Source organism: Zhouia spongiae (assembly GCF_022760175.1).
Classification (GTDB): Bacteria; Bacteroidota; Bacteroidia; order Flavobacteriales; family Flavobacteriaceae; genus Zhouia; species Zhouia spongiae.
In genome coordinates, this window is record NZ_CP094326.1 from 387,093 (window position 1) to 410,937 (window position 23,845).

25 protein-coding genes are annotated in these 23,845 nt (G+C 39.3%); 4 read left to right on the forward strand and 21 right to left on the reverse strand.

The window, feature by feature from the left end:
• Positions 1-21 precede the first annotated feature (21 nt).
• Genes murD through mraZ form a run of 7 tightly spaced genes read right to left on the reverse strand, consistent with a single transcriptional unit; the run spans position 22 to position 7,722 of the window.
• A complete protein-coding gene (gene murD / locus MQE36_RS01800; RefSeq protein WP_242937493.1) occupies positions 22-1,356 on the reverse strand; it encodes a UDP-N-acetylmuramoyl-L-alanine--D-glutamate ligase in 1,335 nt (444 codons plus the stop codon).
• Position 1,357: 1 nt separating this feature from the next.
• Positions 1,358-2,596 (reverse strand): phospho-N-acetylmuramoyl-pentapeptide-transferase, encoded by a 1,239-nt coding sequence (gene mraY / locus MQE36_RS01805; protein WP_242937494.1) that lies wholly within the window; start codon positions 2,594-2,596, stop codon positions 1,358-1,360.
• Between the two features lie 5 nt (positions 2,597-2,601).
• Positions 2,602-4,065: a UDP-N-acetylmuramoyl-L-alanyl-D-glutamate--2,6-diaminopimelate ligase gene (locus MQE36_RS01810; RefSeq protein WP_242937495.1), complete on the reverse strand. Its 1,464-nt coding sequence runs from the start codon at positions 4,063-4,065 to the stop codon at positions 2,602-2,604.
• A complete protein-coding gene (locus MQE36_RS01815) occupies positions 4,062-6,059 on the reverse strand; it encodes a penicillin-binding protein (RefSeq protein ID WP_242937496.1) in 1,998 nt (665 codons plus the stop codon). Before MQE36_RS01815 ends, MQE36_RS01810 begins: the two co-directional genes overlap by 4 nt.
• A gap of 1 nt (position 6,060) precedes the next feature.
• Positions 6,061-6,375 carry an FtsL-like putative cell division protein gene (locus MQE36_RS01820; protein ID WP_242937497.1) on the reverse strand — a complete coding sequence of 105 codons (315 nt, stop codon included), beginning with the start codon at positions 6,373-6,375 and terminating at the stop codon, positions 6,061-6,063.
• On the reverse strand, positions 6,372-7,274 hold the full coding sequence (gene rsmH, locus MQE36_RS01825; RefSeq protein WP_242937498.1) for a 16S rRNA (cytosine(1402)-N(4))-methyltransferase RsmH: 903 nt from the start codon (positions 7,272-7,274) through the stop codon (positions 6,372-6,374). Before rsmH ends, MQE36_RS01820 begins: the two co-directional genes overlap by 4 nt.
• Positions 7,255-7,722: a division/cell wall cluster transcriptional repressor MraZ gene (gene mraZ, locus MQE36_RS01830; protein WP_242937499.1), complete on the reverse strand. Its 468-nt coding sequence runs from the start codon at positions 7,720-7,722 to the stop codon at positions 7,255-7,257. Before mraZ ends, rsmH begins: the two co-directional genes overlap by 20 nt.
• Positions 7,723-8,001: 279 nt before the next feature.
• Between mraZ and MQE36_RS01835 the strand changes: the two genes are divergently transcribed.
• Positions 8,002-8,766, forward strand: a complete 765-nt coding sequence (locus tag MQE36_RS01835) for an alpha/beta fold hydrolase (RefSeq protein ID WP_242938797.1) — start codon at positions 8,002-8,004, stop codon at positions 8,764-8,766.
• 3 nt (positions 8,767-8,769) lie between these two features.
• Positions 8,770-9,378 (forward strand): ribosome biogenesis GTP-binding protein YihA/YsxC, encoded by a 609-nt coding sequence (gene yihA / locus MQE36_RS01840; protein WP_242937500.1) that lies wholly within the window; start codon positions 8,770-8,772, stop codon positions 9,376-9,378.
• Here the strand turns inward: yihA and MQE36_RS01845 are convergent.
• The 3 genes from MQE36_RS01845 to gldB are packed head-to-tail and all read right to left on the reverse strand — an operon-like array spanning position 9,375 to position 11,192.
• Positions 9,375-9,842: a DUF4252 domain-containing protein gene (locus MQE36_RS01845; RefSeq protein WP_242937501.1), complete on the reverse strand. Its 468-nt coding sequence runs from the start codon at positions 9,840-9,842 to the stop codon at positions 9,375-9,377. The two genes, yihA and MQE36_RS01845, sit on opposite strands and share 4 nt — an antisense overlap.
• A gap of 58 nt (positions 9,843-9,900) precedes the next feature.
• Positions 9,901-10,236, reverse strand: coding sequence for a gliding motility protein GldC (gene gldC, locus MQE36_RS01850; RefSeq protein ID WP_242937502.1), 336 nt, complete (start codon positions 10,234-10,236; stop codon positions 9,901-9,903).
• A complete protein-coding gene (gene gldB, locus MQE36_RS01855; protein WP_242937503.1) occupies positions 10,236-11,192 on the reverse strand; it encodes a gliding motility lipoprotein GldB in 957 nt (318 codons plus the stop codon). The genes gldC and gldB overlap by 1 nt, the downstream gene beginning before the upstream one ends.
• Positions 11,193-11,283: 91 nt before the next feature.
• On the opposite strand from gldB, the gene nadE reads away from it, so the two are divergent.
• Both nadE and MQE36_RS01865 read left to right on the forward strand, forming a co-directional pair.
• Entirely contained in the window at positions 11,284-12,075 is a 792-nt protein-coding gene (gene nadE / locus MQE36_RS01860) for an NAD(+) synthase (protein WP_242937504.1), read from the forward strand.
• A 162-nt stretch (positions 12,076-12,237) separates the two neighbouring features.
• Positions 12,238-12,867, forward strand: a complete 630-nt coding sequence (locus tag MQE36_RS01865; RefSeq protein ID WP_242937505.1) for a response regulator — start codon at positions 12,238-12,240, stop codon at positions 12,865-12,867.
• A 2-nt stretch (positions 12,868-12,869) separates the two neighbouring features.
• On the opposite strand, the gene dnaG is transcribed toward MQE36_RS01865, so the two are convergent.
• The 11 genes from dnaG to rsgA all read right to left on the reverse strand — a co-directional run bounded on the left by dnaG (position 12,870) and on the right by rsgA (position 23,837).
• Positions 12,870-14,834, reverse strand: coding sequence for a DNA primase (gene dnaG / locus MQE36_RS01870; RefSeq protein ID WP_242937506.1), 1,965 nt, complete (start codon positions 14,832-14,834; stop codon positions 12,870-12,872).
• Between the two features lie 79 nt (positions 14,835-14,913).
• Positions 14,914-16,008, reverse strand: a complete 1,095-nt coding sequence (locus MQE36_RS01875) for a hypothetical protein (RefSeq protein WP_242937507.1) — start codon at positions 16,006-16,008, stop codon at positions 14,914-14,916.
• A gap of 27 nt (positions 16,009-16,035) precedes the next feature.
• A complete protein-coding gene (locus tag MQE36_RS01880) occupies positions 16,036-16,755 on the reverse strand; it encodes a hypothetical protein (RefSeq protein WP_242937508.1) in 720 nt (239 codons plus the stop codon).
• Positions 16,736-17,323: an RNA polymerase sigma factor gene (locus MQE36_RS01885; RefSeq protein ID WP_242937509.1), complete on the reverse strand. Its 588-nt coding sequence runs from the start codon at positions 17,321-17,323 to the stop codon at positions 16,736-16,738. The genes MQE36_RS01880 and MQE36_RS01885 overlap by 20 nt, the downstream gene beginning before the upstream one ends.
• A 115-nt stretch (positions 17,324-17,438) precedes the next feature.
• Positions 17,439-18,416 (reverse strand): polyprenyl synthetase family protein, encoded by a 978-nt coding sequence (locus MQE36_RS01890; protein ID WP_242937510.1) that lies wholly within the window; start codon positions 18,414-18,416, stop codon positions 17,439-17,441.
• Between the two features lie 73 nt (positions 18,417-18,489).
• Positions 18,490-19,530, reverse strand: a complete 1,041-nt coding sequence (gene rlmN, locus MQE36_RS01895; RefSeq protein WP_242937511.1) for a dual-specificity RNA methyltransferase RlmN — start codon at positions 19,528-19,530, stop codon at positions 18,490-18,492.
• Between the two features lie 106 nt (positions 19,531-19,636).
• Positions 19,637-20,686 (reverse strand): tRNA preQ1(34) S-adenosylmethionine ribosyltransferase-isomerase QueA, encoded by a 1,050-nt coding sequence (gene queA / locus MQE36_RS01900; protein ID WP_242937512.1) that lies wholly within the window; start codon positions 20,684-20,686, stop codon positions 19,637-19,639.
• Positions 20,687-20,764: 78 nt separating this feature from the next.
• Positions 20,765-22,003, reverse strand: coding sequence for a 3-phosphoshikimate 1-carboxyvinyltransferase (gene aroA / locus MQE36_RS01905; protein ID WP_242937513.1), 1,239 nt, complete (start codon positions 22,001-22,003; stop codon positions 20,765-20,767).
• A 71-nt stretch (positions 22,004-22,074) separates the two neighbouring features.
• Positions 22,075-22,401 (reverse strand): nucleotide pyrophosphohydrolase, encoded by a 327-nt coding sequence (locus MQE36_RS01910; protein ID WP_242937514.1) that lies wholly within the window; start codon positions 22,399-22,401, stop codon positions 22,075-22,077.
• A gap of 3 nt (positions 22,402-22,404) precedes the next feature.
• A complete protein-coding gene (gene dtd / locus MQE36_RS01915; protein WP_242937515.1) occupies positions 22,405-22,857 on the reverse strand; it encodes a D-aminoacyl-tRNA deacylase in 453 nt (150 codons plus the stop codon).
• Positions 22,858-22,886: 29 nt separating this feature from the next.
• A complete protein-coding gene (rsgA, locus tag MQE36_RS01920; protein ID WP_242937516.1) occupies positions 22,887-23,837 on the reverse strand; it encodes a ribosome small subunit-dependent GTPase A in 951 nt (316 codons plus the stop codon).
• Positions 23,838-23,845: the final 8 nt, after the last annotated feature.

The following is a 23,845-nucleotide window of genomic DNA, read 5'->3' on the forward strand; positions in this document are numbered from 1 at the left end:
CTTTATACGTTTTAAATTCAATTACAGTTTTCGCACTGCATCTTTAAACTGTCTTCCCCTATCTTCATAACTCTCAAAAAGATCGAAACTGGCACATGCTGGTGAAAGCAATACAGCATCTCCCTGTTCCGACACACTGTTTGCTATTTTAACCGCCTCATCCATCGATGTTGTCTCAACCATAACATCTACTACACTCCCGAAATAGTCTTTTATTTTCGAGTTATCAAGACCCAGACATACTATTGCTTTTACCTTTTCCCTGACCAATGGCATCAGCGGCGAATAGTCATTTCCTTTATCCTGACCTCCCACAATCCAGACTACTGACGACTTTACACTATCGAGTGCAAAAAAGGTTGAATTCACATTCGTGGCTTTTGAATCGTTGATGTACTGAACCCCCCCAATTTTCAAAACACTCTCCAGACGATGTTCGACACCCTGAAAGTTTTGCATACTTTCCCGTATGGTTGTTTTTCTTATTTTTAATAATTGTGCTACAGCTGATGCTGCCATGGTATTTTTTACATTGTGTTTTCCTTCCAGGGCTAAAGTATCTGTTGACATGCTAAACAGGTTATTATCTATTGTTACTATTAATTCATTATTCTTAACATAAGCACCATTTTCAAATTCCTTTTCAAGTGAAAAAGGCAACAATCTCGATCTTACCGGGTTGTTTTCAAGCCAGGCAGTTATCACCTCATCGTCTGCATCATAGATCAGATAATTTTCTTCAGTTTGATTCATTGCTATTTTAAATTTTGAAGCAACATACTTCTCAAACTGATAGTCATACCTGTCTAAATGATCGGGGGTAATATTGGTTATTACAGCTATATCCGGTTTAAAATCCTCTATCCCATCAAGTTGAAAACTACTGATTTCCAACACATAGTGCTCCTGATCATTTTCGGCTACCATCCGGGCAAAACTATCACCTATATTCCCGGCCTTGGCAACATCCAACCCCCCATTACTCAACACATGGTACACGAGCTCTGTTGTGGTTGTTTTTCCATTACTGCCGGTGATACCGACGATATTCGCTTTTGTATATCTGGAAGCGAATTCTATTTCTGAAATCACCGGAATTCCCTTTTCTTCTAATCGAATGATCAAAGGAATATGATCCGGGATACCCGGGCTTTTCATCACAAGGTCCGCATTCAGGATTTTACTTTCCGTATGCTGCCCTTCCTCCCAGTCTATATCAAGATTTTTAAGAACGTTTCTATATTTTTCTTTTATTTCACCTCTATCGGAGACAAAAACCTCATAATTCTCCTTCACTCCTAAAATGGCAGTTCCAACACCGCTTTCTCCTCCTCCTAAAACCACCAATCGTTTCATGCTATCTCACTTTTAATGTTACTATCGTCAGAATAGCCAGGATAATCCCAACAATCCAGAACCTGGTCACTATCTTACTTTCATGGTATCCTTTCTTCTGGTAATGGTGATGTAATGGCGACATTAAAAAAATACGTTTTCCTTCGCCATACTTCTTTTTAGTATACTTAAAGTACCCTACCTGCAACACCACTGATAAATTCTCAGCCAGAAATATTCCGCATAAAATCGGGATCAGCAATTCTTTTCGAACTGCAATAGCTATTACAGCAATGATACCCCCTATAGTCAAGCTACCGGTATCACCCATAAACACTTGTGCCGGGTATGCATTGTACCATAGGAAACCTACCAGAGCACCTACAAATGCAGCTATAAAAACCGTTAACTCACCTACCTTTGGGATATACATAATATTCAGATAATCAGAAAAAATGATATTACCCGATACCCAGGCAAAAATACCCAGCGTAAGGACGATGATTGCAGAAGATCCGGCAGCCAGACCATCTATTCCGTCTGTAAGGTTGGCACCGTTAGAAACTGCGGTTACTATCAAAATCACAAGCGGGATAAAGATTATCCATGCATAGCTTTTGTAGTTATCTCCTGCCCAGGCTATCAGTTCAGAATAATCAAACTCATTATTCTTAAACATCGGAATGGTTGTTTTCGTCGATTTCTCTTCATCTTTAAACAAGTGTTGCTGATCCTGCTCAGCCACCAATTCCGGCCTTGTTTGCTGGACATCCTTCAGTTTTTCTTTAATGGTTACATCGGGATGAAAATAAAGAGTGACACCGACGATAACACCAAGCCCTACCTGGCCTAATATTTTAAACCGTCCTTTTAAACCTTCTTTATCTTTTTTAAAGATTTTAATATAGTCGTCTATAAAGCCTATCGTACCCATCCAGACCGTAGTAACAATAAGCAATATGACATATATATTATCTAAGGCAGCGAAAAGCAGCACAGGCACCAAGGTGGCCAAGATTATGATCACCCCGCCCATTGTCGGAGTACCGGCTTTTTCTACCTGACCTTCAAGTCCAAGCTCGCGAACTGTTTCTCCTACCTGTCTTCTTCTCAAATAATTTATAATGCGCTTACCATATATTGTGGATATCAATAATGACAGGATAACCGCCAAAGAAGCCCTAAAAGTGATAAACTGAAACAAACCTGCTCCGGGAATCTGGTAATTATCTTCTAAAAATTGAAATAGGTAATACAGCATTTATTTTATTTATTTAATTGATTTAAAATCTCTTTCACTATTTTATAATCGTCGAAATCAGAACGCACACCATTTACCTCCTGATATGTCTCATGCCCCTTTCCGGCAATCAGTATGATATCTTTATTATCCGCCAACTGACAGGCAGTTTTAATTGCTTGTTTTCTATCGGTAATCGACATGGTTTTTTTATAATTTTCAGCAGACACTCCCTTCTCCATATCCTCGATAATTGCAACCGGATCTTCTGTACGCGGGTTATCGGAAGTAAAGATCACCTTGGTGCTCAATGCCGATGCTATATTTGCCATTTTCGGGCGTTTAGTCTTATCTCGGTCTCCTCCACAACCCACTACTGTTATAAGCTCTTCATTTTTGGTCCGTATACTATTAATAGTCTCAAGAACATTCTTTAATGCATCCGGTGTATGCGCGTAATCTACAATAGCAGTAATTTTTGATGAGGAAACAAAATATTGAAATCTGCCGCTTACACTTTCCAACTCGCTTATGTACCTCAGCACTTCTATTTTATCTAAGCCCAATTCCCTCGCTGCACCATAAATAGCCAGCAGGTTATAAGCGTTAAAACTCCCGATAAGCCTGGACCAGACTTCGCTCTCATCAATCTTCAGCAATAATCCGTCAAATTGATTTTCGAGAATCTGAGCCTTGTAATCTGCATAATTTTTTAATGCATAAGCACATTTCTTAGCTCGGGTATTCTGCAACATTACGAGTCCGTTTTTATCATCAACATTGGTTAGCGCGAATGCAGATTTTGGCAAATGATCAAAAAACAACTTTTTAACATCCCTATACTCGGCAAACGAATGATGATAATCGAGATGGTCGTGTGAGAGATTCGTAAAGACACCACCAGCAAAAATCAGTCCTTCCGTTCTCTTCTGATGGATTCCATGCGAGCTGACTTCCATAAAACAAAACTCAACTCCGGCAGCCGCCATCATCCTCATATAACGATTAACAGTAAGCGAGTCTGGCGTTGTATGCGTAGCCTTATACTCTTGTTCATCAACCAGTATCTTCACAGTAGACATCAACCCCACTTTGTAACCTGCTTTTTTAAACAACTGGTACAATAATGTCGATACTGTCGTCTTACCATTGGTACCTGTCACCCCTACCAGTTTTAAATCCCCTGAAGGGTTTCCGTAAAAATTGGCTGCCATTATTGCCAGCGCACTTTGAGTATCATCGACCTCTACGTATGTGATACCATTAACAATGACCTCGGGCAGTTTCTCGCACACAATGGCAATGGCCCCGCCGGCTGTAGCCTGGTCTATATAATCGTGCCCATCGACAACAGTTCCTCTTATTGCAACAAACACATCATTAAGAGACACTTTCCTCGAGTCGAAATGCATCTCATTAACCGCGACGGAGGTTCCGCCTGTCACCGCGTTCAGGTTTACCTTATACAATATATCTTTTAACTGCATCATGAAAGTTGCAAAACAATAGTTTGTCCCTTATTTATTTTTTCTCCGCTCTTAACGGATTGTTTCCTTACTTTTCCGTTTCCGATCAATTTTACTTTAACCCCCAGATTTTCCAGTATTGACACTGCATCCATACCGCTCATCCCTTCTACATCAGGTATCGTTTTACTGAAATTCTGGACTTTTGAGTAATAAGCCCTGTATTTTTCATCGACCGAAGGGTTTGATTTTTCCAGGTCTTCTACAGTATCAATAACAGGTGAGTTTGTATAAATTTTCTGGGCAATGCGTTTAAAAACCGGTCCGGAGACATCGGCTCCATAGATACCGACACTTTTATCCGGCTCATGTATCACCACTATACATGAATATTTCGGATCATCAGCAGGAAAGAAACCTGCAAAACTGGAAATGTATTGTAACTTCTGGCGGTCTTTTGCCGCGTAGTTCTTTTGTGCAGTCCCTGTTTTTCCGGCCATTGAAAAATTAGGAGAATAAAGCTTATGGCCGGTACCATGATCTTTTTCGACCACATTTTTCAACAGTGCCTTCACCTTGTCAATCGTTTCCTGAGAACATATAGAGGAGTTAATAACCTCCTTATCAAATTTTTTCACTGTCCTGTTCCACTCCTTAACCTCTTTTATCAATCGGGGCTTTACCATTATTCCGTTGTTCGCAACAGCATTGTAAAAAGCCAGGATTTGAAGCGGAGTCATCTGCACCCCATATCCGTATGCCATCCAGGGCAAGGCAATTCCACTCCAGCGATTTTTATCGTTCGGATGCGGAATAAAAGGAGTCCCTTCTCCCTTGATCGACAAACCAAGAGGCTCATTCAATCCCATATTATAAAGCCGGTTTACAAATCGTTTCGGATCATCGCAGTAAAACTGATCAATGACTTTTACGATTCCCGTATTCGAGGATCTTTCAAATGCCTCACCCAAACTTATCTTTCCATATCCTCCCCATTTAGAATCCCTTACCTTGTATCGGTTATAAAACGTAAGCACTCCTTTTTCTGTATCGACAACAAAGTTTGTATCCACTACTTTATCTTCAAAAGCAGCCACTAAAGACATCAACTTAAAGGTTGAACCCGGTTCATGAGATTCCCCAATGGCATAATTAAGCTTCTCATAATATTTACCCCCTTCAGTGCGACCGAGATTTGAAATAGCTTTCACCTCCCCGCTTTTCACATCCATCACCACCACACAACCGTGATCTGCCTTATATTTTTCCAATTGCGCCAGCAACGCGTGGTGTGCTATATCCTGAATATTCACATCGATGGTTGAAACCACATCATAGCCGTCTTGTGGCTCCACCTCATTATAATCCGTTATTGGCTTCCACTGTCCTTTAGCAATCTTTTGCTTCAGGCGATGCCCTTCTTCTCCCTGTAAATACTGGTTAAAGGCGCCTTCCAAACCAACCGGGTTCGAAGCCCTCTCATAACCAATACTCCTTTTAGCTATTTTTCCTAACGGATACTCTCTTTTAGTTTCCTGCTCTACTATTATACCTCCTTTATAAGAACCAAGATTAAACAAGGGGAAACTTTTAATCCTTACATAATCAGTATACCCAAGGTCTCTGGTCAATAGCAGGTACCTGTTTTTAGTCGCTCTTGCCTTTCTGAACAAATTCTGGTAATAGCTGGAGCTCTTACCAAACATAACCGACATAGAATCTGACAAGGGCTTCACATATTTTTCAAAATTTTCTACTCCCGGAGCCAAAGCATCAAACCTAATATCGTATTTAGCCACGGATGTTGCCAACAAACTCCCATCATCTGAATACAAATTACCGCGATTAGGCTCTATGGTAAAGTTCTTCACTGTTCGTTCGCTGGCCAGTTTGCGATATTTGTCACCATCAACCGTCTGTATGGTTATTAACTTTACCACAACAGCAATAGCAAACACAAAGACCAACCCTGCTATAGCATACAACCTGTTTAATATGTGTTTTTCTGTTGTCGGCATATTATTTACTTACGACTCTTATTTTTTTTGGAGCTATTGTAGAAGGATACAATCCTTTTTTACTCAATTTTTCTGTAACATTACTTTCTAAACGCATTTGCTGCACCTGTTCCCTGACATCCACAAACTCACTTCTTAACTCTAAAACCTCTTTATTAAGTTTATCCAGGGCAAAAACCTTCTTATCCGCATTATGAGAACTTGTTATCATGACAACTGCCAAAACCGAAGCAAACAAAATAAACTTCCAGTTCTTGACTGCATCATCACTCACCAGAAACTCTCCTTTTAATATTTCCTGTATCTTCTTTTTCATATCCGCTCTGCGATTCTCAGCTTCGCACTTCTCGCCCTGTTATTTTCCTGAATTTCTCCAGCAGACGGCACAATCAATCCTCCTATTTTCTTAAACGGCACTTCAACATTCCCATACAAATCTTTCTCCGGCTCTCCTTCAAACAAACCATTCCTTATAAATCGCTTCACCAACCTATCCTCCAGAGAGTGGTAACTGATCAAACTCAACCGTCCACCCTCAGGCAACAGATCGGGTGTTTGAAGCAAAAATTCTTTCAATACCTCTACCTCCTGATTCACTTCAATCCGGATAGCCTGATAAATTTGCGCCAGTATTTTCTGTTCTTTAAACTTTGGTAAAAACCTGCTCAAAACCTCTTTAAGCTGATTCGTTGTTTTTATAGGCGACTGCTCCCTGGCCTCAACTATGGCTCTTGCTATGGCAGGAGCATTCCTCAACTCTCCGTACAAGCTCAACACTCTTCTGAGATCAACCTGCTCATATGTATTCACCACTTCATAAGCCGATAAAGGGCTTTTTTGACTCATCCTCATATCCAGGCCTGCATCAAAGCGGGTTGAAAATCCGCGCGAACCTTCGTCAAACTGATGTGAAGACACCCCGAAATCGCCCAGAATGCCATCAACTCTTTTAACGCCGTAAAATCGCAGGAACCTTTTTATATACATGAAATTCTCATTGATAAGTGTAAACCTCTCATCATCTATCGCATTCGACAATGCGTCTTCGTCCTGATCAAATGCATACAACCTTCCTTCAGCACCCAACCTGCGGAGTATCTCCCTGGAGTGCCCCCCGCCTCCGAATGTTACATCGACATAGACCCCATCTTCTTTGATAGCGAGGCCGTCAACCGTCTCTTTTAGCAAAACCGGATTATGATAACTCTTGTTCATTATAGTCTCCCATTACTTCTTCGGCCAAATCCCCAAAATCAACTGCCGTATCATCGATAGCCTGTTCATATTTTTCCTTATCCCATATCTCAACAATGTTGATTGCCGAAGAAAGCACAACCTCTTTCTGAATACCGGCAAAACCAACCAAGTCTTTAGGAATCAACAACCTGCCTGTCGCATCTACTTCCACCATCTTCACACCAGCAGTAAAACGTCTAATAAAATCATTGTTTTTCTTAACGAAGCGATTAAGTTTGTTCATTTTTTGCATCAGCAAATTCCACTGATCCATCGGATACAATTCAAGGCACGGCTGAAAAACAGAACGCTTCAGCACAAAACCCTGCTGTAAGACAGGAGACAATTGCCCTTTTAGAGCAACAGGAAGCATCACCCTTCCTTTGGTATCTGCCTTACACTCATATGTTCCAATGAAATTGATCATTAACGAATATAGTTTTCCCTTCAATGTTCAAATATAAAGATTTATTTACCACTTTTTACCACTTTCTACCACTTTGTTAATAAATTTCACCCAACACCAGATAAAACGTACTAAAACATAGATTATCAACATGTTAAAAACTGCTGCAAATTGAATTTTAACACGTTTTTTCTTTAATCCTTTTCTTCATAAAATTCGTTTTTGAACCTATTTTTAATTTTTGATTGATATAATCGTGAAATCCCTATATTTGTTTTTTAGGAAATGCAAACAGCCACTATGGTTCACGATATTAAGAAAGAAGGAAAGTTTAGCTATTTAGAGGTTGGTGAAGGCACCCCAATGATCATCCTGCATGGCCTGATGGGAGGCTTAAGCAACTTTAATGGCGTTACCGAATATTTCTCGAAAAAAGGATATAAAGTCCTGATCCCTGAATTGCCTATTTACACTATGTCCCTGCTTAAAACTAACGTTAAGAGCTTTGCCAAGTATTTAGAACAATTTATTGAATACAAACAACTTAACGAAGTTATTCTTTTAGGAAATTCCTTAGGAGGTCACATCGGGTTACTACACACCAAACTATACCCTCAAAAAGTCAAAGCACTTGTTATAACAGGAAGCTCGGGACTCTATGAGAATGCCATGGGAGACGGTTATCCTAAAAGGGGGGATTATGAATTCATCAAGAAGAAAAGTGAAGATGTGTTTTACGATCCTGAAGTTGCCACCAAAGAGATTGTTGATGAAGTTTTCGAAACCGTTAACGACAGAAACAAACTGGTTAAAACCTTAGCGATCGCAAAAAGTGCCATCCGCCACAATATGGCAAAGGATTTGCCTCATATGCTTACCCCTACATGCATCATATGGGGAAAACAAGACAATGTAACCCCTCCTAATGTTGCTGAGGAGTTTCATACGTTACTGCCTGACTCAGACCTGTACTGGATAGATAAATGCGGACACGCCCCGATGATGGAGCACCCTGATGACTTTAACAACATCCTGGAACACTGGTTGGAAAAAAGAAAATTTTAGATCATGGATGTTAAGTCAGCTGAATTTGTTGTCAGTAATACAAATGTTGATAAATGCCCAAAGGATTTCATCCCCGAATATGCATTTATAGGTCGTTCGAATGTAGGTAAGTCATCGCTTATCAATATGCTTGTTCAGCGTAAAAGCCTGGCTAAAACATCAGGAAGACCGGGAAAAACACAATTGATAAATCATTTTAAGATCAATAATTCCTGGTTTTTGGTTGATCTTCCGGGATACGGCTACGCTAAAGTTTCGAAATCCGTCAAAAGTAAATTCCAAAAGTTCATTGTTGAATATTTTGAAAAAAGAAAACAACTTGTCTCCGCTTTTGTGTTAGTTGATGTCAGGCATGAACCTCAAAAAATCGATGTGGAATTTATGCAATGGCTGGGAGAAAACGGCATTCCGTTCTCCATTATCTTTACCAAAGCAGACAAATTAAAACCCGGAGCTACAAAGCGCAATGTAGAAAACTACCTTAACGAGCTCATCGAAGACAGCTGGGAAGAGGCTCCGAATCATTTTATTACTTCCTCTTCTTCCAATGAAGGAAGAGAAGAACTGCTCGGCTATATCGACAACATTAACAGAGAACTCAAACAAACCTAATTACTCCGAACTACTTCTGTCCACCCCTTCCGGATATCACCTATTTTTATATTATTCCCTTCAGCACTGATAATCAGCAGGTCATCTTCGTCGTGTACCCTAAAAATAACCTCTTTGGTTTTACCAAAGCGATTGTAAAGATACAGGTTCACCAATGTACCGTCATCCTTCAGGTAAAAAAGTTGTTCATAGCCTTTCCCGGAAACAAAATCGTCAAAGCGTTTATTAAGACCTTTTGCTCTTTTGTCAAACACCATTACCCTGTATTTGGAAACACCGTCAACAATCTTTTTATACTCATCGAGATCACCCTTATCTACAAACAAATGTGTTATAAATTTTGACGCTCCCAAAGAGAACACCAAATCCTCTTCGTTTTCTTCCCTGAAAGTATCGTAAGGTGTTTTTACTCCGCAAGACGACAGTAAAACCAAAGCACTGAAAACAAAAAACAACTTTTTCATACGTCTTCTTTTAATGGTTACATCTTAAAGACGAAACAAAGTTGTTTTTGTAACAAGATTATTTTTTAATTTCCAATTTTTCAGCGAAATACTCACAAAAATCTTTCATTGTGGCGCTCATTTTTTCATCCTGGGTGGCCCTGTAAAAGGTATCCGACATCCCCATAAGAGTCTGATGGAAGAATATTTTCATCTCATCGACAGTCATTTCTTTTGTCCACAAATCAATCCGGAGCGTCTCCTTCTTCTCACTGTCCCATACTGAAAGTAAAACCGCTTTGGCCTCCTCATCAGAAACCCCACCGTCTTCAGCTGTCCATTGTAACTTTTCAGGTACTCTGTTCTCGTCTAACTCTACTTTTAAGTTTATATTTGAAATATGCTTGCCAGCCATTATTTTCCTGGTTTATATCTTGAATTATTAAAAATCTCTTCTGTTGACATCTTCAACATTTGCTGCAAAGATACATCATTGTTTTCCATATACGAACGAACTATCTGCCAACCTACATACTGTCCTATCCGCCCCGGAGATTCTGCATCAAAGGACAAGTAAAATTTAGAAAAAGGCGCAGGCTCTATAAATCTTGTTTTTAACGATTGATCTGTAGAAAAAAGCGCATTGTTGTCTACCAAATGTCGCCAGATATTCGTTTCGTTATTTCTTGCCCACTGAATTTGTTTTTCGGTATATTTTATTTTTTCAGCATCTGTTTTAAAGGGTATCAAAAGATCCTTGAGGTACAGTTCCTTTCCGTACAGAATCATTGCAGCAAGAAAGGTACGGTCTGACGGCAATGTCAATCTGCTCCTGGCAATTTTAGATGCCGCATCAACTACAATCAAATCCGGTTCGAAATCCCTTTTCAGATATTCCTGAATTCCTGTATAGAACTTATGATCCTTCCCCAGGTAATTATCCAAACCGATCAGCAACAAACTATCTGCATAAATAACACTGTTGCGGTAATCTACTTCCGTGGTAAGTGTAATTACATCCGGAGGAGTGAAATCATTCAGGTAGTAGGAGGCATGCTGAAACAATGAGTGCAACTGATCTGTCTCTTTTTTAAAGTCAGGATATACTTTTCCCACCTCTTCAACGAGTTCCGCCTGCAATGTATCGTTCAACCTCTTCACCCATATACTGTCTGGATAGGACTCCGGAAAAAGCAACGGAAACCTGCTTTTCAGTCCGGGAAGGTTTGAAACATCGGCTCCAGACAGGGCCTTATCAAATCTTTCTACATTAAAAGATACCTCAATTTTTGATATTTCCTCTTCTGGTTTATTTTCTTTTCCGCAACTCCATATGATAATCGCAAAAAAAACACCTAAAATTCTCTTCATTTATACAAATTAAAAGCTAAAGCTATATTATATTTTGATAATTAAACGAATACGTTAAATTTGCCTGCAAAGTTAACGCAAACTTGTTATTATGAAAACCCGGGAGGTCATAGATTATATTGTAAACTGGTTAAAAACATATGCTAATAACGCCGGCATGAATGGATTTGTTGTAGGGATTTCAGGCGGGATCGATTCGGCCGTAACCTCTACGTTATGTGCTAAAACCGGATTAAAAGTACTCTGTGTGGAGATGCCGATACACCAGGCTCAAAATCAGGTTACCAGAGCTTTAAACCATATTGAGTGGTTAAAATCGAATTTTGACACTATAGGGATGCAACAAGTAAATCTCACCTCGGTTTTCGACTCCATGGTAAACGAATTCCCACAAGTAGCAAACGAAGAAGAAAGGTTTTTAGCACTTGCCAATACAAGGGCCCGTTTGCGCATGACCGCCTTGTATTACTTTGCCGCAATGGACAGACTGCTTGTTGCCGGCACCGGAAATAAAGTAGAAGATTTCGGTGTTGGATTCTTTACAAAATACGGAGACGGTGGGGTTGACATCAGCCCTATTGCCGATCTTTTAAAAACAGAAGTCTATGCTATCGCAAAAGTTCTTGGTATTAACCAAGACATCATAGATGCCGCTCCAACTGATGGCCTATGGGGAGATGACCGGACGGACGAAGATCAAATCGGAGCTTCATACCCCGAACTGGAATGGGCCATGAAAATGGACAAGGAAGGGAAAAACCCTTCTGAATTCGAAGGAAGAAAGCAAGAAGTTTTCGAGATTTATATTAAGTATAACACTACTAACAAACACAAAATGATCCCTATTCCGATTTGCGAAATACCTCTTCATCTAAAAGAATAGACATTTGACGGATTGTTTTAAGTGGAATTTTGCAGTGAGAATTTTATTAACTACCTTTACATATTATACCCCCAAGCCGACAATAGACAAAGTGTTTTCTACACCTTTACGCTTGACCTATTATGTGCGGTTGCTAAAATCTAACCCTTAAACAAAATTATTATGATTAAAGTTTTAGTGGCTGACAACCATCCTATCATTCAAAAAGGTATTGAGGCGGTTCTGAACAATCACAAAGACATTAAAATTGTCGGAAATGTTAGTTCAACGACCGAACTTTTTGAATTCTTGTCTAAAAAGCAAGCAGATATCGTTCTGATGGAGATGGACATACCCGAAGTAAATGGTATAACAGCCCTCAGAAAAATTAAGCAAGAGTACCCTAACACAAAGACTTTAATGTTCAGCTCCCAACCGGAAGATGTATATGCTTTGAGCACCATTAAAGCTGGAGCATACGGGTATCTATCGAAAGATGCGGATACGGACTTGCTTTACGAAGCTATTTCAAAAGTTTCAAACAACGGGATGTTCATCACGAATGAACTCGCCCAGAGACTGGCTTTTGATGAAAGTACCAACAAACCAAGAAGGTTTTTCAGAAAACTATCTACCCGTGAAATTGAGGTGCTTAAATTATTAGCTGCAGGTAAACGCAATAAGTTCGTTGCACAGGAACTAGGCCTTAACGAAAAAACAGTAAGTACCTACAAAGCACGTTTGATGCGAAAACTTAATGTAGATAACTTAGTTGATTTGTTACAACAAGCCAAAGCATTAGAACTGTACTAGTGCTATAGAACCCTGTTGAGTTTTCTCGACAGTAACATTCTTAATTGATGGTAGCTCATGATTTCTTCTAAAATATCACTGTTGCTGCCATCATTTTTTCCTATGGTGTCATCCTGAAGTTGCTCGACCCTTTTCTCAATAAGATGACACCTTAAATTCAGTATGGTTTCGGTTACCAATTGCGACAAGGCATCTGTTTTGCTCTTAACCAGAATATCTTTCCGGTCCCAGTTATGTAAAGCATATTTCTCATCTTCCATCAAAATTGACGTAATTTCTGAGGCAACCTGTGGTTCTGCATGATTAATATAAGAATCGACACTAAACTTATTTTCATCCTGACTCAGGGCAACCACCAACTCATCATATATTTTCTTAAAGATCGGATTGGTTAGCTCTACCTCGTCTTGTTGAAGATCTACATATATTTTTTCAAAAACCCGGGCCGTATGAATTTCAGGCTCAAGCACCAGCTCTCCTTTTTCATTCTCCTTCAACAACAAATCTTCAAAGTCTTCCGTTTTATTTCCGTACAACAACAGCAGTTGGATAATCTGGCGTTCTAATTCCTGTTGAAAATCAATTTTCTTAAATTGCTGTTCATCATTCCTTACTACATCGAAAGCCTTTTGCTCCTGCTTGTGTTTCTTATTGGCTTCCCTTAGCTCATGTTTCCCTATCTGGGCCAGGGTATTAAACAATACGTCTTCAGAAATATCCATAATCCTTGCACATTCCTGGACATACACTTCCCGCTGGATTCTATCAGGGATCTTGGCAATACTGTTAATAATATCACGTATCGTATCGGCTTTTTTTACCGGGTCATTTTTAGCTTCATTAACAAGAACAGAAGCCTTGAACTGAATAAAATCCTGTGCGTTCTCCTGAAGGTACAGGCTTAAATCTTCCAATCCATTTTCTCTGGCGAAGCTATCGGGGTCTTCCCCTTCCGGAAAAGTACACACCTTAACATTCATGCCCTGCTCTAATATCAAATCAATCCCTCTCAAAGAGGCCCTTAATCCGGCGGCATCGCCGTCAAAAAGCACTGTTATGTTTTTAGTAAGCCTGTTTACCAGCCTTATTTGCTCAGATGTCAGGGCCGTACCGCTTGAGGACACTACATTCTCGATCCCTCGTTGATTAAACTGAATAACGTCGGTATAACCTTCAACCAAGTAACAATTATCTTCTTTGGCTATTGACTGTTTTGCCTGGTACAGACCGTAAAGTACCTTACTCTTATGATATATCTCACTTTCTGGTGAGTTAAGGTACTTGGCAGCTTTCTTATCATTAACAAGTATTCTCCCTCCGAAACCTAAAACCCTTCCGCTCATTGAGTGGATCGGAAACATCACCCGTCCCTTAAAACGATCAAATTTCTTTTCTCCTTTTACTATGGTCAGGCCGGTTTTATCCAGATATTCGAGCTTATACGCATTATCGAGTGCATGCTTTGTAAAAGCCTCCCATTGATCGGGAGAATACCCCAATTGAAACTTTTTTATAGTCTCATTTGTAAAACCACGTTCTTTAAAATACGTCAAACCGATTGCTTTTCCTGCTTCTGACTCCCAGAGTGTACTAGTAAAATATTTTTGAGCAAATTCAGATACCAGGTACATGCTTTCCCTTTCATTGGCCTGCTCCTTATCTTCGTTGGAAAGCTCAGTCTCTTCAATCTCTATATTATACTTTTTAGCAAGATACTTTACTGCTTCAGGGTACGTAAGGTGCTCGTGCTCCATCAAAAACGAAACCGCATTCCCCCCTTTTCCGCTACTAAAGTCTTTCCATATCTGCTTTACAGGCGAAACCATAAAGCTAGGGGTCCGCTCATCGGTGAACGGGCTTAAGCCTTTAAAATTAGCCCCGGACTTTTTCAACTGAACAAAATCACCTATCACTTCCTCCACCCGGGCGGTTTCAAATACTTTGTCTATGGTTTCCTTAGAGATCAAATCTGTAAACTATTTTTATAAAAATAATAATTCCCGTTTAAAAAAACGGGAATCAAAAGTAAGGAAATATGCTGAAGGACTAAAGTTCAAACCGTAATCCCAGAGAAATATTATGCTGATCGATGTTCGGGTCCTTAAACATTGGATTTAAATCATATTTAGCATACAATGACACATCTCCAACACCAATATAACCAGCTATTCCATATATAAAGTTATTCGTATTATAATTACGCTTCACCTTGTCCTTCGAACTGTCTCCGTCACGAGAATACTTTAACTTCTGTCGCGTTCCCATATTTAATCCTGCATAACCACCTACACCAAAAACTAATTTACGTTGCGTCGAATACCTAAAATAATCTTCTCTGTCAATTCTTTTTGAAGGGCCGAACTCAAAAAACACCGGAACCACCAGATTATCCATCCTCAACTTTGCCTTTTTTATGCTTCCATCAAAATCCTCCAGCTCTGTAACGTCTCCATTTTTAACAAAGTACCGGTTATCGTCTACTTTTATACCATTCGACTGATATGAGATTCCATAGCTAAGACGTACCGCATTACTGTTTTTAAACAATCGGGTTTTCCATTGCCATCCCAGCTCAAAAAACTTACTCCCCCCTACTTTATAAGGGCTATCGTTAAATGACACACCATCTATCAAGCCATGATTCAATCCAAAAGCCAGTATCAAATCCGAATAGGTCCTTCTATCGTAAACTCTCTCACAACCTTTACAGGTAAGGTTAAACCAACCCTGGTAATATTCATCAACATCGTCGCCGATGCTAATAGCTACAGAATATCCGTCATCTTTAAAATCCACTTCAGTATCTATGTCTTCTCCACGCTGTAACAGGGCAATTTTATTATCTATTATAGACGTTTTATTTTCAATGTTCAGTGCGGCTATCCTTGCTGCTGCTTCCTTTTCTTTTTGAGCCAGCTCTTTTGATATTTTCCCTTTATTTTCCAGATCAGTAATACGCTGAACTTCTATTTTCAATTTTTCTTTTTCTTCTTTGATCACTTGCTGTTTTTGAAACTCAAGAAGCTCTATTTTCTTTTCTATGTAGCCGATATTCGTACTGTCGGCTTTTATCTGCCCCGCTACCTTTTGAACACTACTTACCAGTATCGCCAATGCGATATAAACAATTACTCTGTACATAACATTTAATTTTGATTGATGAATAAACTACTGATTACGCTCGGCCACAGCCGTCTTTACCTTAATAAAACTTTCTTTAAGGGCTTCGAAGACTTTCTCCTTAAAAGACTGATCCAAAGCTGTCTCCACCTCTGACAACAAGACCATGGCACTCAAACTATCTGGGCTTTTTATGATCGTATTTTCATATAAGTCTTTTTGAGCTTGTAATAATAAAGCTTCTACCTCTGCATCTGTAACCTCCCTCTTTTCACTAAGGGCAGCTATTTTAGAAACCACCTCATCTACTTTCTTTTCCTCTCGTGTTTTTTCATATTGCACCTCAACAATTCTTTCATCGGTCGAAACACCTGGTTTTTTGAAACTTGATTTTCGTTTTTTTGAGATTTTATTCGTTCTTTCTACTGAGAGTTCCTTCTCTTTATTTTCAATACCAACAATTGCCTCTCCCTCTTTATGATCATCCTCTATAAGGAGATCGTCATTTATAAGAACCGGCTCTTCTTTGGTTGTTTCCACTACCTCTACAGGTTCCCGGTCTTTACCCGACCTGAATAAATAGACACTGCTGACTACAGCCAAAACCATCAAAGCGGCTACCCAATGTACCAGCATCTTTTTTGGCTTTACCACTTCGTTCTCTTCATCTAACATTTCGGACAACCTATCCCATGCATCAGGTCCCGGCTCCACCTTTCGCTCTTCAAGCTTCCTTTTTATATACTTATCAAGATAATTGCTTTTCATATTCTTGATTTTTGAGTTCATTAATCCTGTCCTGCAACATTTTCCTGGCTTTAAACAATTGTGATTTAGATGTACTTTCTGAAATATTCAGCTGAGCGGATATTTCTTTATGGGAGTATCCTTCAACAGCAAACAGCAAGAATACTGTTTTATAACCTTTAGGCAATTCGTCTATCATCTGCTGTATTTCCTCAACATCTATAAACTGCTGATAATCATTTTGCACAAGATCGTCATCAGAATGCCCTTTATCATTCTCGATAAGAACCAGATCTTTTTTACTCCTCAGATGCGACAAACACTCTCTCACCATAATCTTTCGGATCCAGCCTTCGAAACTCCCATCGCCCCTATACATCTCCAGATTTTTAAAAACTTTATAAAACCCCTGGATCAATACGTCTTCGGCATAATGGAGGTCCTTAATATAATACCTGCATACCGATAGCATTTTAGGCGCGTGGAGCGAATATAATTTACGCTGTGCATCCCTGTCGCCGTTTATACTTTTCTTTACGAGTTTTTTTTCGTTGGTATGAAGCTGTATGACCCTCAAGATCTGTTTCATTGGTGTTTCTATTTACATAGACGCATTTGAAATTAAAAAGGTTGTCCCTGGTAATTATTTTTTATCAAAAATAAAACCAGACATCGCGGTTGAGGGTATAAAAAGGGAAAGTTATTTATTTTTTACGTTCTATTACGTAATTAACCATAAGCATTAAAGCGTCCTTGTATGTTGATTCATCGTAATACCCCAGCAGTGACAACGCCTCTTCCTTAAAAGCGATCATTTTCTTTTCTGCATATTCAAGGCCACCACGATCTTTTACAAAAGCGATTACTTCTTTAACCCGTTTTTTGTTTTTGTTGTGATTCTTCACTGAGTTTATCAGCCAGTCTTTTTCTTTTTTCGAGCAATTATTCAGGGTATAAATTAAGGGCAAGGTCATTTTTTGCTCCTTAATATCAATTCCTGTAGGTTTTCCGATAGGACCGTCTGTATAATCAAACAAATCATCCTTGATCTGAAAAGCCATCCCGATAAGCTCCCCGAATTTACGCATACGCTCTACGTCTTCTGATTCAGGTTTAACAGAACATGCTCCTAAACTACAACATGCCGCTATCAGGGTAGCGGTCTTTTGACGAATGATCTGGTAGTACACATCTTCTGTAATATCTAAGCGGCGTGCTTTTTCTATTTGAAGTAGCTCACCTTCGCTCATTTCACGAACCGCAACAGAAATAATTTTCAAAAGGTCAAAATCATTATTATCAATAGAAAGAAGTAATCCTTTTGATAACAAGTAATCTCCGACTAAAACTGCAATTTTATTTTTCCAGAGTGCATTGATTGAAAAAAAGCCTCTGCGAAGATTTGCATCGTCTACCACATCATCGTGTACCAGCGTAGCCGTATGGATCAATTCGATTACCGAGGCTCCGCGATATGTTCTTTCATTGACATTTCCTCCGGAAACTAACTTTGACACCAGAAAAACAAACATCGGGCGCATTTGTTTTCCCTTACGATTTACAATGTAGTGTGTAATTCTATTTAGAAGAGCCACCTTTGAAGACATAGAGTCATAGAACTTTTTTTCAAAAAGCTCCATTTCTTCCCTAATAGGCGACTTAATTTGTTCTACTATCTTCATTAGCGGCATCAAAGATAGTACTTACTTAAAAATATCAGCAAAAAAGTTACAGGAATCATTTATTTAAAATCCGTTATGACTTGTTTGCCAATTGTCCACAGGCTGCGTCAATATCTTTTCCTCTCGATCTCCTGATAGTAACAGTTATCCCGTTGCGTTCTAATAGATCTTGATACATACTTATGGCATCATTCCCCGCCTGCTTGAAATGATCATCCCCAATCGGGTTATATTCGATCAGGTTTACCTTTGAAGGAGCAAACTTGCAGAAACGAACCAATGCCTCTGCATCTTTACGAAGGTCATTAACTCCTTTCCAGATCACATATTCGTATGTGATCCTGCTTTTGGTTTTTGCATACCAGTACTCCAGGGCCTCTCTTAGATCGCCGAGAGGGAACTTCTCATTAAAAGGCATTATGGGTGTACGAACATCATCTAAAGCTGAATGAAGCGATACTGCCAATTTGAACTTTACTTCATCATCGGCCAGCTTCTTAATCATTTTCGGGACACCTGATGTAGAAACAGTAATTCGTCTTGGCGACATGCCTAGTCCTTCAGGGGATGTAATTTTTTCTATGGCCTTCAATACATTTTTATAGTTCATCAACGGCTCTCCCATTCCCATAAAAACGATATTAGACAACGGCCTGTTATAGTACAGACGACTCTGATTGTCAATAGCTATTACCTGATCGTAGATCTCGTCCGGATTGAGGTTTCTCATACGCTTCAACCTGGCGGTAGCACAAAATTTGCAATCTAAACTACAACCTACCTGACTGGAAACACAGGCCGTGGTTCTGGTTTCAGCAGGAATCAGCACAGACTCAACAATAAGGCCGTCATAGAGCTTCACCGCATTTTTTATCGTGCCATCCTTACTTCTTTGCATGTGATCAACTTTCACATGATTAATCACAAAATTATCATTTAACATGAACCGGGTTTCTTTCGAAATGTTAGTCATGTCCTCAAAAGAGTGAGCCCCTTTACTCCACAACCACTCATAGACCTGATTGCCCCTAAAGGCCTTATCGCCGTTAGACACAAAAAAATCTCTTAATTCATCTTTACTTAACGCCCTGATATCTCCGTTAGTTACTTCCATTACCGCAAAAATAGTGAAGTTCTCTCTATTACTTATGCCTTTATCCCTATATAAAATAAGGCCCTGCATAAGCAGGACCTTATAAATATATTATATAAATCTTAAATTACAAGATCAACATGGCATCTCCGTATGAATAAAATTTATATTCTTCCTTCACAGCTTCCTTATATGCTTTCATCATTAAATCATGTCCGGTAAAAGCAGATACCATCATCAACAAAGTTGATTTTGGCGTATGGAAATTTGTAATCATACAATCGGCAATACTAAAATCGTATGGAGGAAAAATAAATTTATTGGTCCAGCCCTGAAACGGATTTAAAGTTCTGTCTGAGGACACTGAACTTTCCAAACCACGCATTACCGTCGTACCAACTGCACATACTTTATGTTTTTTAGACTTGGCTTCATTGACGATGTTTACAGACCTGTTCTCTATATACAGCTCTTCACTGTCCATTTTATGCTTGGAAAGGTCTTCTACTTCAACAGGATTAAAAGTTCCCAGGCCTACATGCAATGTAACTTCTGCAAAATCGATCCCTTTTATCTCCAAACGTTTTAATAAATGTTTAGAAAAGTGTAATCCTGCTGTAGGTGCAGCAACTGCCCCTTCATGTTTGGCATATATAGTCTGATATCGTTCTTCATCTTCCGGTTCTACCTCTCTCTTAATATATTTTGGCAAAGGGGTCTCTCCAAGGTCATTCAATTTCTGTCTGAACTCATCATAAGAACCATCGTATAAAAAGCGGAGTGTTCTTCCTCTGGATGTTGTATTGTCAATAACTTCAGCCACCAAACTCTCGTCATCACCAAAATACAGTTTGTTTCCAATCCTGATTTTTCTGGCCGGATCTACTAAAACATCCCATAAACGCTGATCTGCATTTAATTCTCTCAACAAAAACACTTCGATACGTGCCCCGGTCTTTTCTTTATTACCAAATAAACGAGCAGGAAATACTTTGGTATTATTGAGTACCATCACATCTCCTTCATCGAAATAATCGATAAGGTCTTTAAAAAGTTTATGTTCAATTTCTCCAGTTTCTCGGTGTACCACCATCAAGCGAGCTTCATCTCTCATCTCAGATGGGTATTCAGCCAATAACTCCTTCGGAAGATCAAAGTTAAAATGAGATAATTTCATCTAAAAAGTATTTTTTAAGCCTGCAAATATACAATCCTAAAACAGGGGTTGTCAAGGAAATAGGCAATTAATTATACATTAGCCTTCTATTTCCTTTATTTTAAACGCTAATTTTTTCATATCCGTCCAAAAATCAGGATAGGATTTAGAGACAACCCCGGCGTCATTTATGATTATAGACGTCCTTAATGCCAAGGGAGCGAAAGCCATGGCCATTCTATGATCGTTATAAGTATCAATAGCGACATCTTTATTCATTGATGAAGATGATTTTAAATACAATTCCTTATCTGTTACTTCTATAGACGCTCCTAGCTTCCCTAGCTCCGTTTTTAAAGCTTCCAGTCTGTCGGTCTCTTTTATTTTCAGGGTATGCAATCCGCTAAGACTACATGCAATACCGAGCCCAAACGCTGTAACAGAAATTGTTTGCGCTATATCGGGGGCGTCGCTCAGATCGATCTCTATAACCTTGTTCAAATCTATTTCTTCTGTTTTCTCCAGAATGATATTTTCTCCTTCGTATTGGGTGATAACACCAAAATCTTTATAAACTTCGGCCAATACAGAATCGCCCTGTAAACTGTTCTCTTTATAACTGGACAATTTAATTTTTGTTCCTACTTCTGATAATGCAGCAACACTATAAAAATAGGATGCAGAGCTCCAGTCTGATTCTACTACAAATTCAGCCCGGCTTAACTCTGTATGGAAAGGTTTTACAGTAATTTCATTTCCTTCAAAAATTGTTTCTGCTCCGATATGATCTAACAATGCCAATGTCATTTTCATGTATGGGACAGAGGTGATTTTTCCTTCCAGGGACAGATGCAAACCACTATCTAATGTCGGTGCCACCAGCAATAATGCCGAAATATATTGACTGCTGACATTAGCCGCCATTGAAACTTTATTTTTGCTTATTCTCTTTCCGCTTATTTTTAATGGCGGATATCCTTCATTTTCGGTATACTCTATTTCTGCGCCTAACTGCCTGAGTGCATCTACCAATATTCTTATAGGACGTTCCTTCATCCGTTTCGAACCGGTAAGGACAACCTCTCTCCCTTCCTGTGTTGCGAAAAAAGCTGTTAAAAACCGCATGGCTGTTCCGGCATGATGGATATCGACCTCTCCATTGATGATCTTCAGCCCCTTCTGCATCACTTCTGAATCGTCTGAATTTGATACGTTATCAATTTTTAACGACGGATAGAGTGCCTGTAAGAGCAAAGCCCTGTTACTTTCACTTTTCGATCCTGTTATTTTGATATGTTCTGATAATTTTCCCGTTGAAGATTGAAGGTGTAAATTCACTTTTATGTATTTATAAAATGAGGTGTAAATTAAAAAAAGACCCCTGTTTTTACAGGAATCGTAAAATAACATTATTTAAGCTTTTCGTTACTATGGTGCCGATCGTGATCACGTTTCGTCTTTTTGTCCATTTTTTTATCAAACGCAGCTTGTAAATCTATTCCGGTTTGATTCGCCAAACACAATACCACAAAAACCACATCGGCAAGTTCTTCTCCAAGATCCTTCTCCTTATCGCTCTCCTTTTCACTTTGCTCTCCGTAACGTCTCGCTATAATCCGGGCTACTTCGCCTACTTCTTCTGTTAGCTGGGCCATATTGGTTAATTCATTAAAATAACGAACTCCATGCTCCTTGATCCATTTATCTACAGCTAATTGTGATTCCTTTAAATTCATTTCCTATTCTTTATTCTTAGTATCTATAATTATTGTCACCGGTCCGTCATTAACGAGTGTTACTTTCATATCGGCTCCAAACTCACCGGTTCCTACTTTTTTCTGAAGATCTCCTTCTAATTGTTTGACAAAAGCCTCGTATAGCGGAATTGCAATCTCCGGTTTGGCTGCTTTGATATATGAAGGTCTATTCCCCTTTTTGGTTGATGCATGTAGCGTAAATTGACTAACGACAATTGCATCGCCTCCTGAATCAATCAAAGACCGGTTCATGACCTCATTATCGTCGTTAAATATCCTGAGGTTAGCTATTTTCCTTGAAAGCCATTCTATATCATTTTTCTCGTCATCGTTTTCAATTCCAAGTAAGACCAGCACCCCGTGACCTATTGATGATTTTACGTTTCCGTCAATAGTTACACTCGCCTCTGTAACTCTTTGTATTACTGCTCTCATTTACTTACTGAACTTTTTTATTCCCGGGATCAATCTTCCCCATAAATATCCGTACGATAAGGCTCATCGTCTCCTTCTAATAATTGTATATAGCTTCGGTATCTCGACCACGAAACCTGATTATTATCCAAGGCTCTTTTTACAGCACATTTGGGTTCATCTACGTGCAGACAGTTATTAAATTTACACTCGCTCTTCAAAGCGAAAAACTCGGGGAAATAATCGCCTATTTCATCTTTCTCCATATCGACAACACCAAAGCCTCTGATTCCGGGAGTATCAATAATCCGTGCATCAAAACTCAGATCATACATTTCGGCAAAAGTAGTTGTATGCTGTCCTTGCCGGTGGTACTCTGAAATCTCTGCCGTCTTCAGGTCAAAACTGGGTTCTATCATATTCACCAAAGTAGATTTCCCTACCCCGGAATGACCGGAGAACATCGAGGTCTTCCCTTTCATCATTTCTTTTACCTGATCTACATTTTTCCCGGTCTTGGCAGAAATCCCCATACATTCATAGCCTATACAGCGATACATTTGAGCCAGGTATTTAGCTTGTATTAACTCTTCTTCTGTATAGGTATCTGTCTTATTGAATACTAAAACCGCCTTTATATCGTATGCCTCGGCAGTTACCAGAAACCTGTCGATAAACGAGGTATAGGTTACCGGATTGCTGATGGTTATCAACAAAAACACCTGATCTATATTAGCGGCTATTACGTGTGTTCGCTTAGACAGGTTTACCGATTTACGAACAATATAATTTTCACGATCGTGAATTTCTTTAATGACCCCTACAGCCTCATCTCCTAAATGCTCCAGATCGAAATCAACGACATCGCCTACGGCTACCGGATTGGTGCTTTTGATTCCTTTTATCCGGAATTTCCCTTTTATCCGGCATTCATATATTTCTCCTTCCGGAGTTTTTACCGTGTACCAGCTCCCGGTAGATTTATAGACGGTTCCTGTCATTAAAATTA

What these genes read in the sequence shown, in the direction of transcription:
- MQE36_RS01815 (WP_242937496.1), bottom strand. Translation starts at nt 6,059, where the DNA reads ATGCCGACAACAGAAAAACACATATTAAACAGGTTGTATGCTATAGCA.
- yihA (WP_242937500.1), top strand. Translation starts at nt 8,770, where the DNA reads ATGGATGTTAAGTCAGCTGAATTTGTTGTCAGTAATACAAATGTTGAT.
- rsgA (WP_242937516.1), bottom strand. Translation starts at nt 23,837, where the DNA reads ATGACAGGAACCGTCTATAAATCTACCGGGAGCTGGTACACGGTAAAA.
- MQE36_RS01910 (WP_242937514.1), bottom strand. Translation starts at nt 22,401, where the DNA reads ATGAATTTAAAGGAATCACAATTAGCTGTAGATAAATGGATCAAGGAG.
- MQE36_RS01890 (WP_242937510.1), bottom strand. Translation starts at nt 18,416, where the DNA reads ATGAAGATAGTAGAACAAATTAAGTCGCCTATTAGGGAAGAAATGGAG.
- rsmH (WP_242937498.1), bottom strand. Translation starts at nt 7,274, where the DNA reads ATGAACAAGAGTTATCATAATCCGGTTTTGCTAAAAGAGACGGTTGAC.
- MQE36_RS01835 (WP_242938797.1), top strand. Translation starts at nt 8,002, where the DNA reads ATGGTTCACGATATTAAGAAAGAAGGAAAGTTTAGCTATTTAGAGGTT.
- MQE36_RS01880 (WP_242937508.1), bottom strand. Translation starts at nt 16,755, where the DNA reads ATGAAAAGCAATTATCTTGATAAGTATATAAAAAGGAAGCTTGAAGAG.
- mraY (WP_242937494.1), bottom strand. Translation starts at nt 2,596, where the DNA reads ATGCTGTATTACCTATTTCAATTTTTAGAAGATAATTACCAGATTCCC.
- mraZ (WP_242937499.1), bottom strand. Translation starts at nt 7,722, where the DNA reads ATGATCAATTTCATTGGAACATATGAGTGTAAGGCAGATACCAAAGGA.
- queA (WP_242937512.1), bottom strand. Translation starts at nt 20,686, where the DNA reads ATGAAATTATCTCATTTTAACTTTGATCTTCCGAAGGAGTTATTGGCT.
- MQE36_RS01875 (WP_242937507.1), bottom strand. Translation starts at nt 16,008, where the DNA reads ATGTACAGAGTAATTGTTTATATCGCATTGGCGATACTGGTAAGTAGT.
- MQE36_RS01810 (WP_242937495.1), bottom strand. Translation starts at nt 4,065, where the DNA reads ATGATGCAGTTAAAAGATATATTGTATAAGGTAAACCTGAACGCGGTG.
- dtd (WP_242937515.1), bottom strand. Translation starts at nt 22,857, where the DNA reads ATGAGAGCAGTAATACAAAGAGTTACAGAGGCGAGTGTAACTATTGAC.
- MQE36_RS01865 (WP_242937505.1), top strand. Translation starts at nt 12,238, where the DNA reads ATGATTAAAGTTTTAGTGGCTGACAACCATCCTATCATTCAAAAAGGT.
- gldC (WP_242937502.1), bottom strand. Translation starts at nt 10,236, where the DNA reads ATGGCTGGCAAGCATATTTCAAATATAAACTTAAAAGTAGAGTTAGAC.
- murD (WP_242937493.1), bottom strand. Translation starts at nt 1,356, where the DNA reads ATGAAACGATTGGTGGTTTTAGGAGGAGGAGAAAGCGGTGTTGGAACT.
- rlmN (WP_242937511.1), bottom strand. Translation starts at nt 19,530, where the DNA reads ATGGAAGTAACTAACGGAGATATCAGGGCGTTAAGTAAAGATGAATTA.
- MQE36_RS01845 (WP_242937501.1), bottom strand. Translation starts at nt 9,842, where the DNA reads ATGAAAAAGTTGTTTTTTGTTTTCAGTGCTTTGGTTTTACTGTCGTCT.
- gldB (WP_242937503.1), bottom strand. Translation starts at nt 11,192, where the DNA reads ATGAAGAGAATTTTAGGTGTTTTTTTTGCGATTATCATATGGAGTTGC.
- MQE36_RS01885 (WP_242937509.1), bottom strand. Translation starts at nt 17,323, where the DNA reads ATGAAACAGATCTTGAGGGTCATACAGCTTCATACCAACGAAAAAAAA.
- MQE36_RS01820 (WP_242937497.1), bottom strand. Translation starts at nt 6,375, where the DNA reads ATGAAAAAGAAGATACAGGAAATATTAAAAGGAGAGTTTCTGGTGAGT.
- nadE (WP_242937504.1), top strand. Translation starts at nt 11,284, where the DNA reads ATGAAAACCCGGGAGGTCATAGATTATATTGTAAACTGGTTAAAAACA.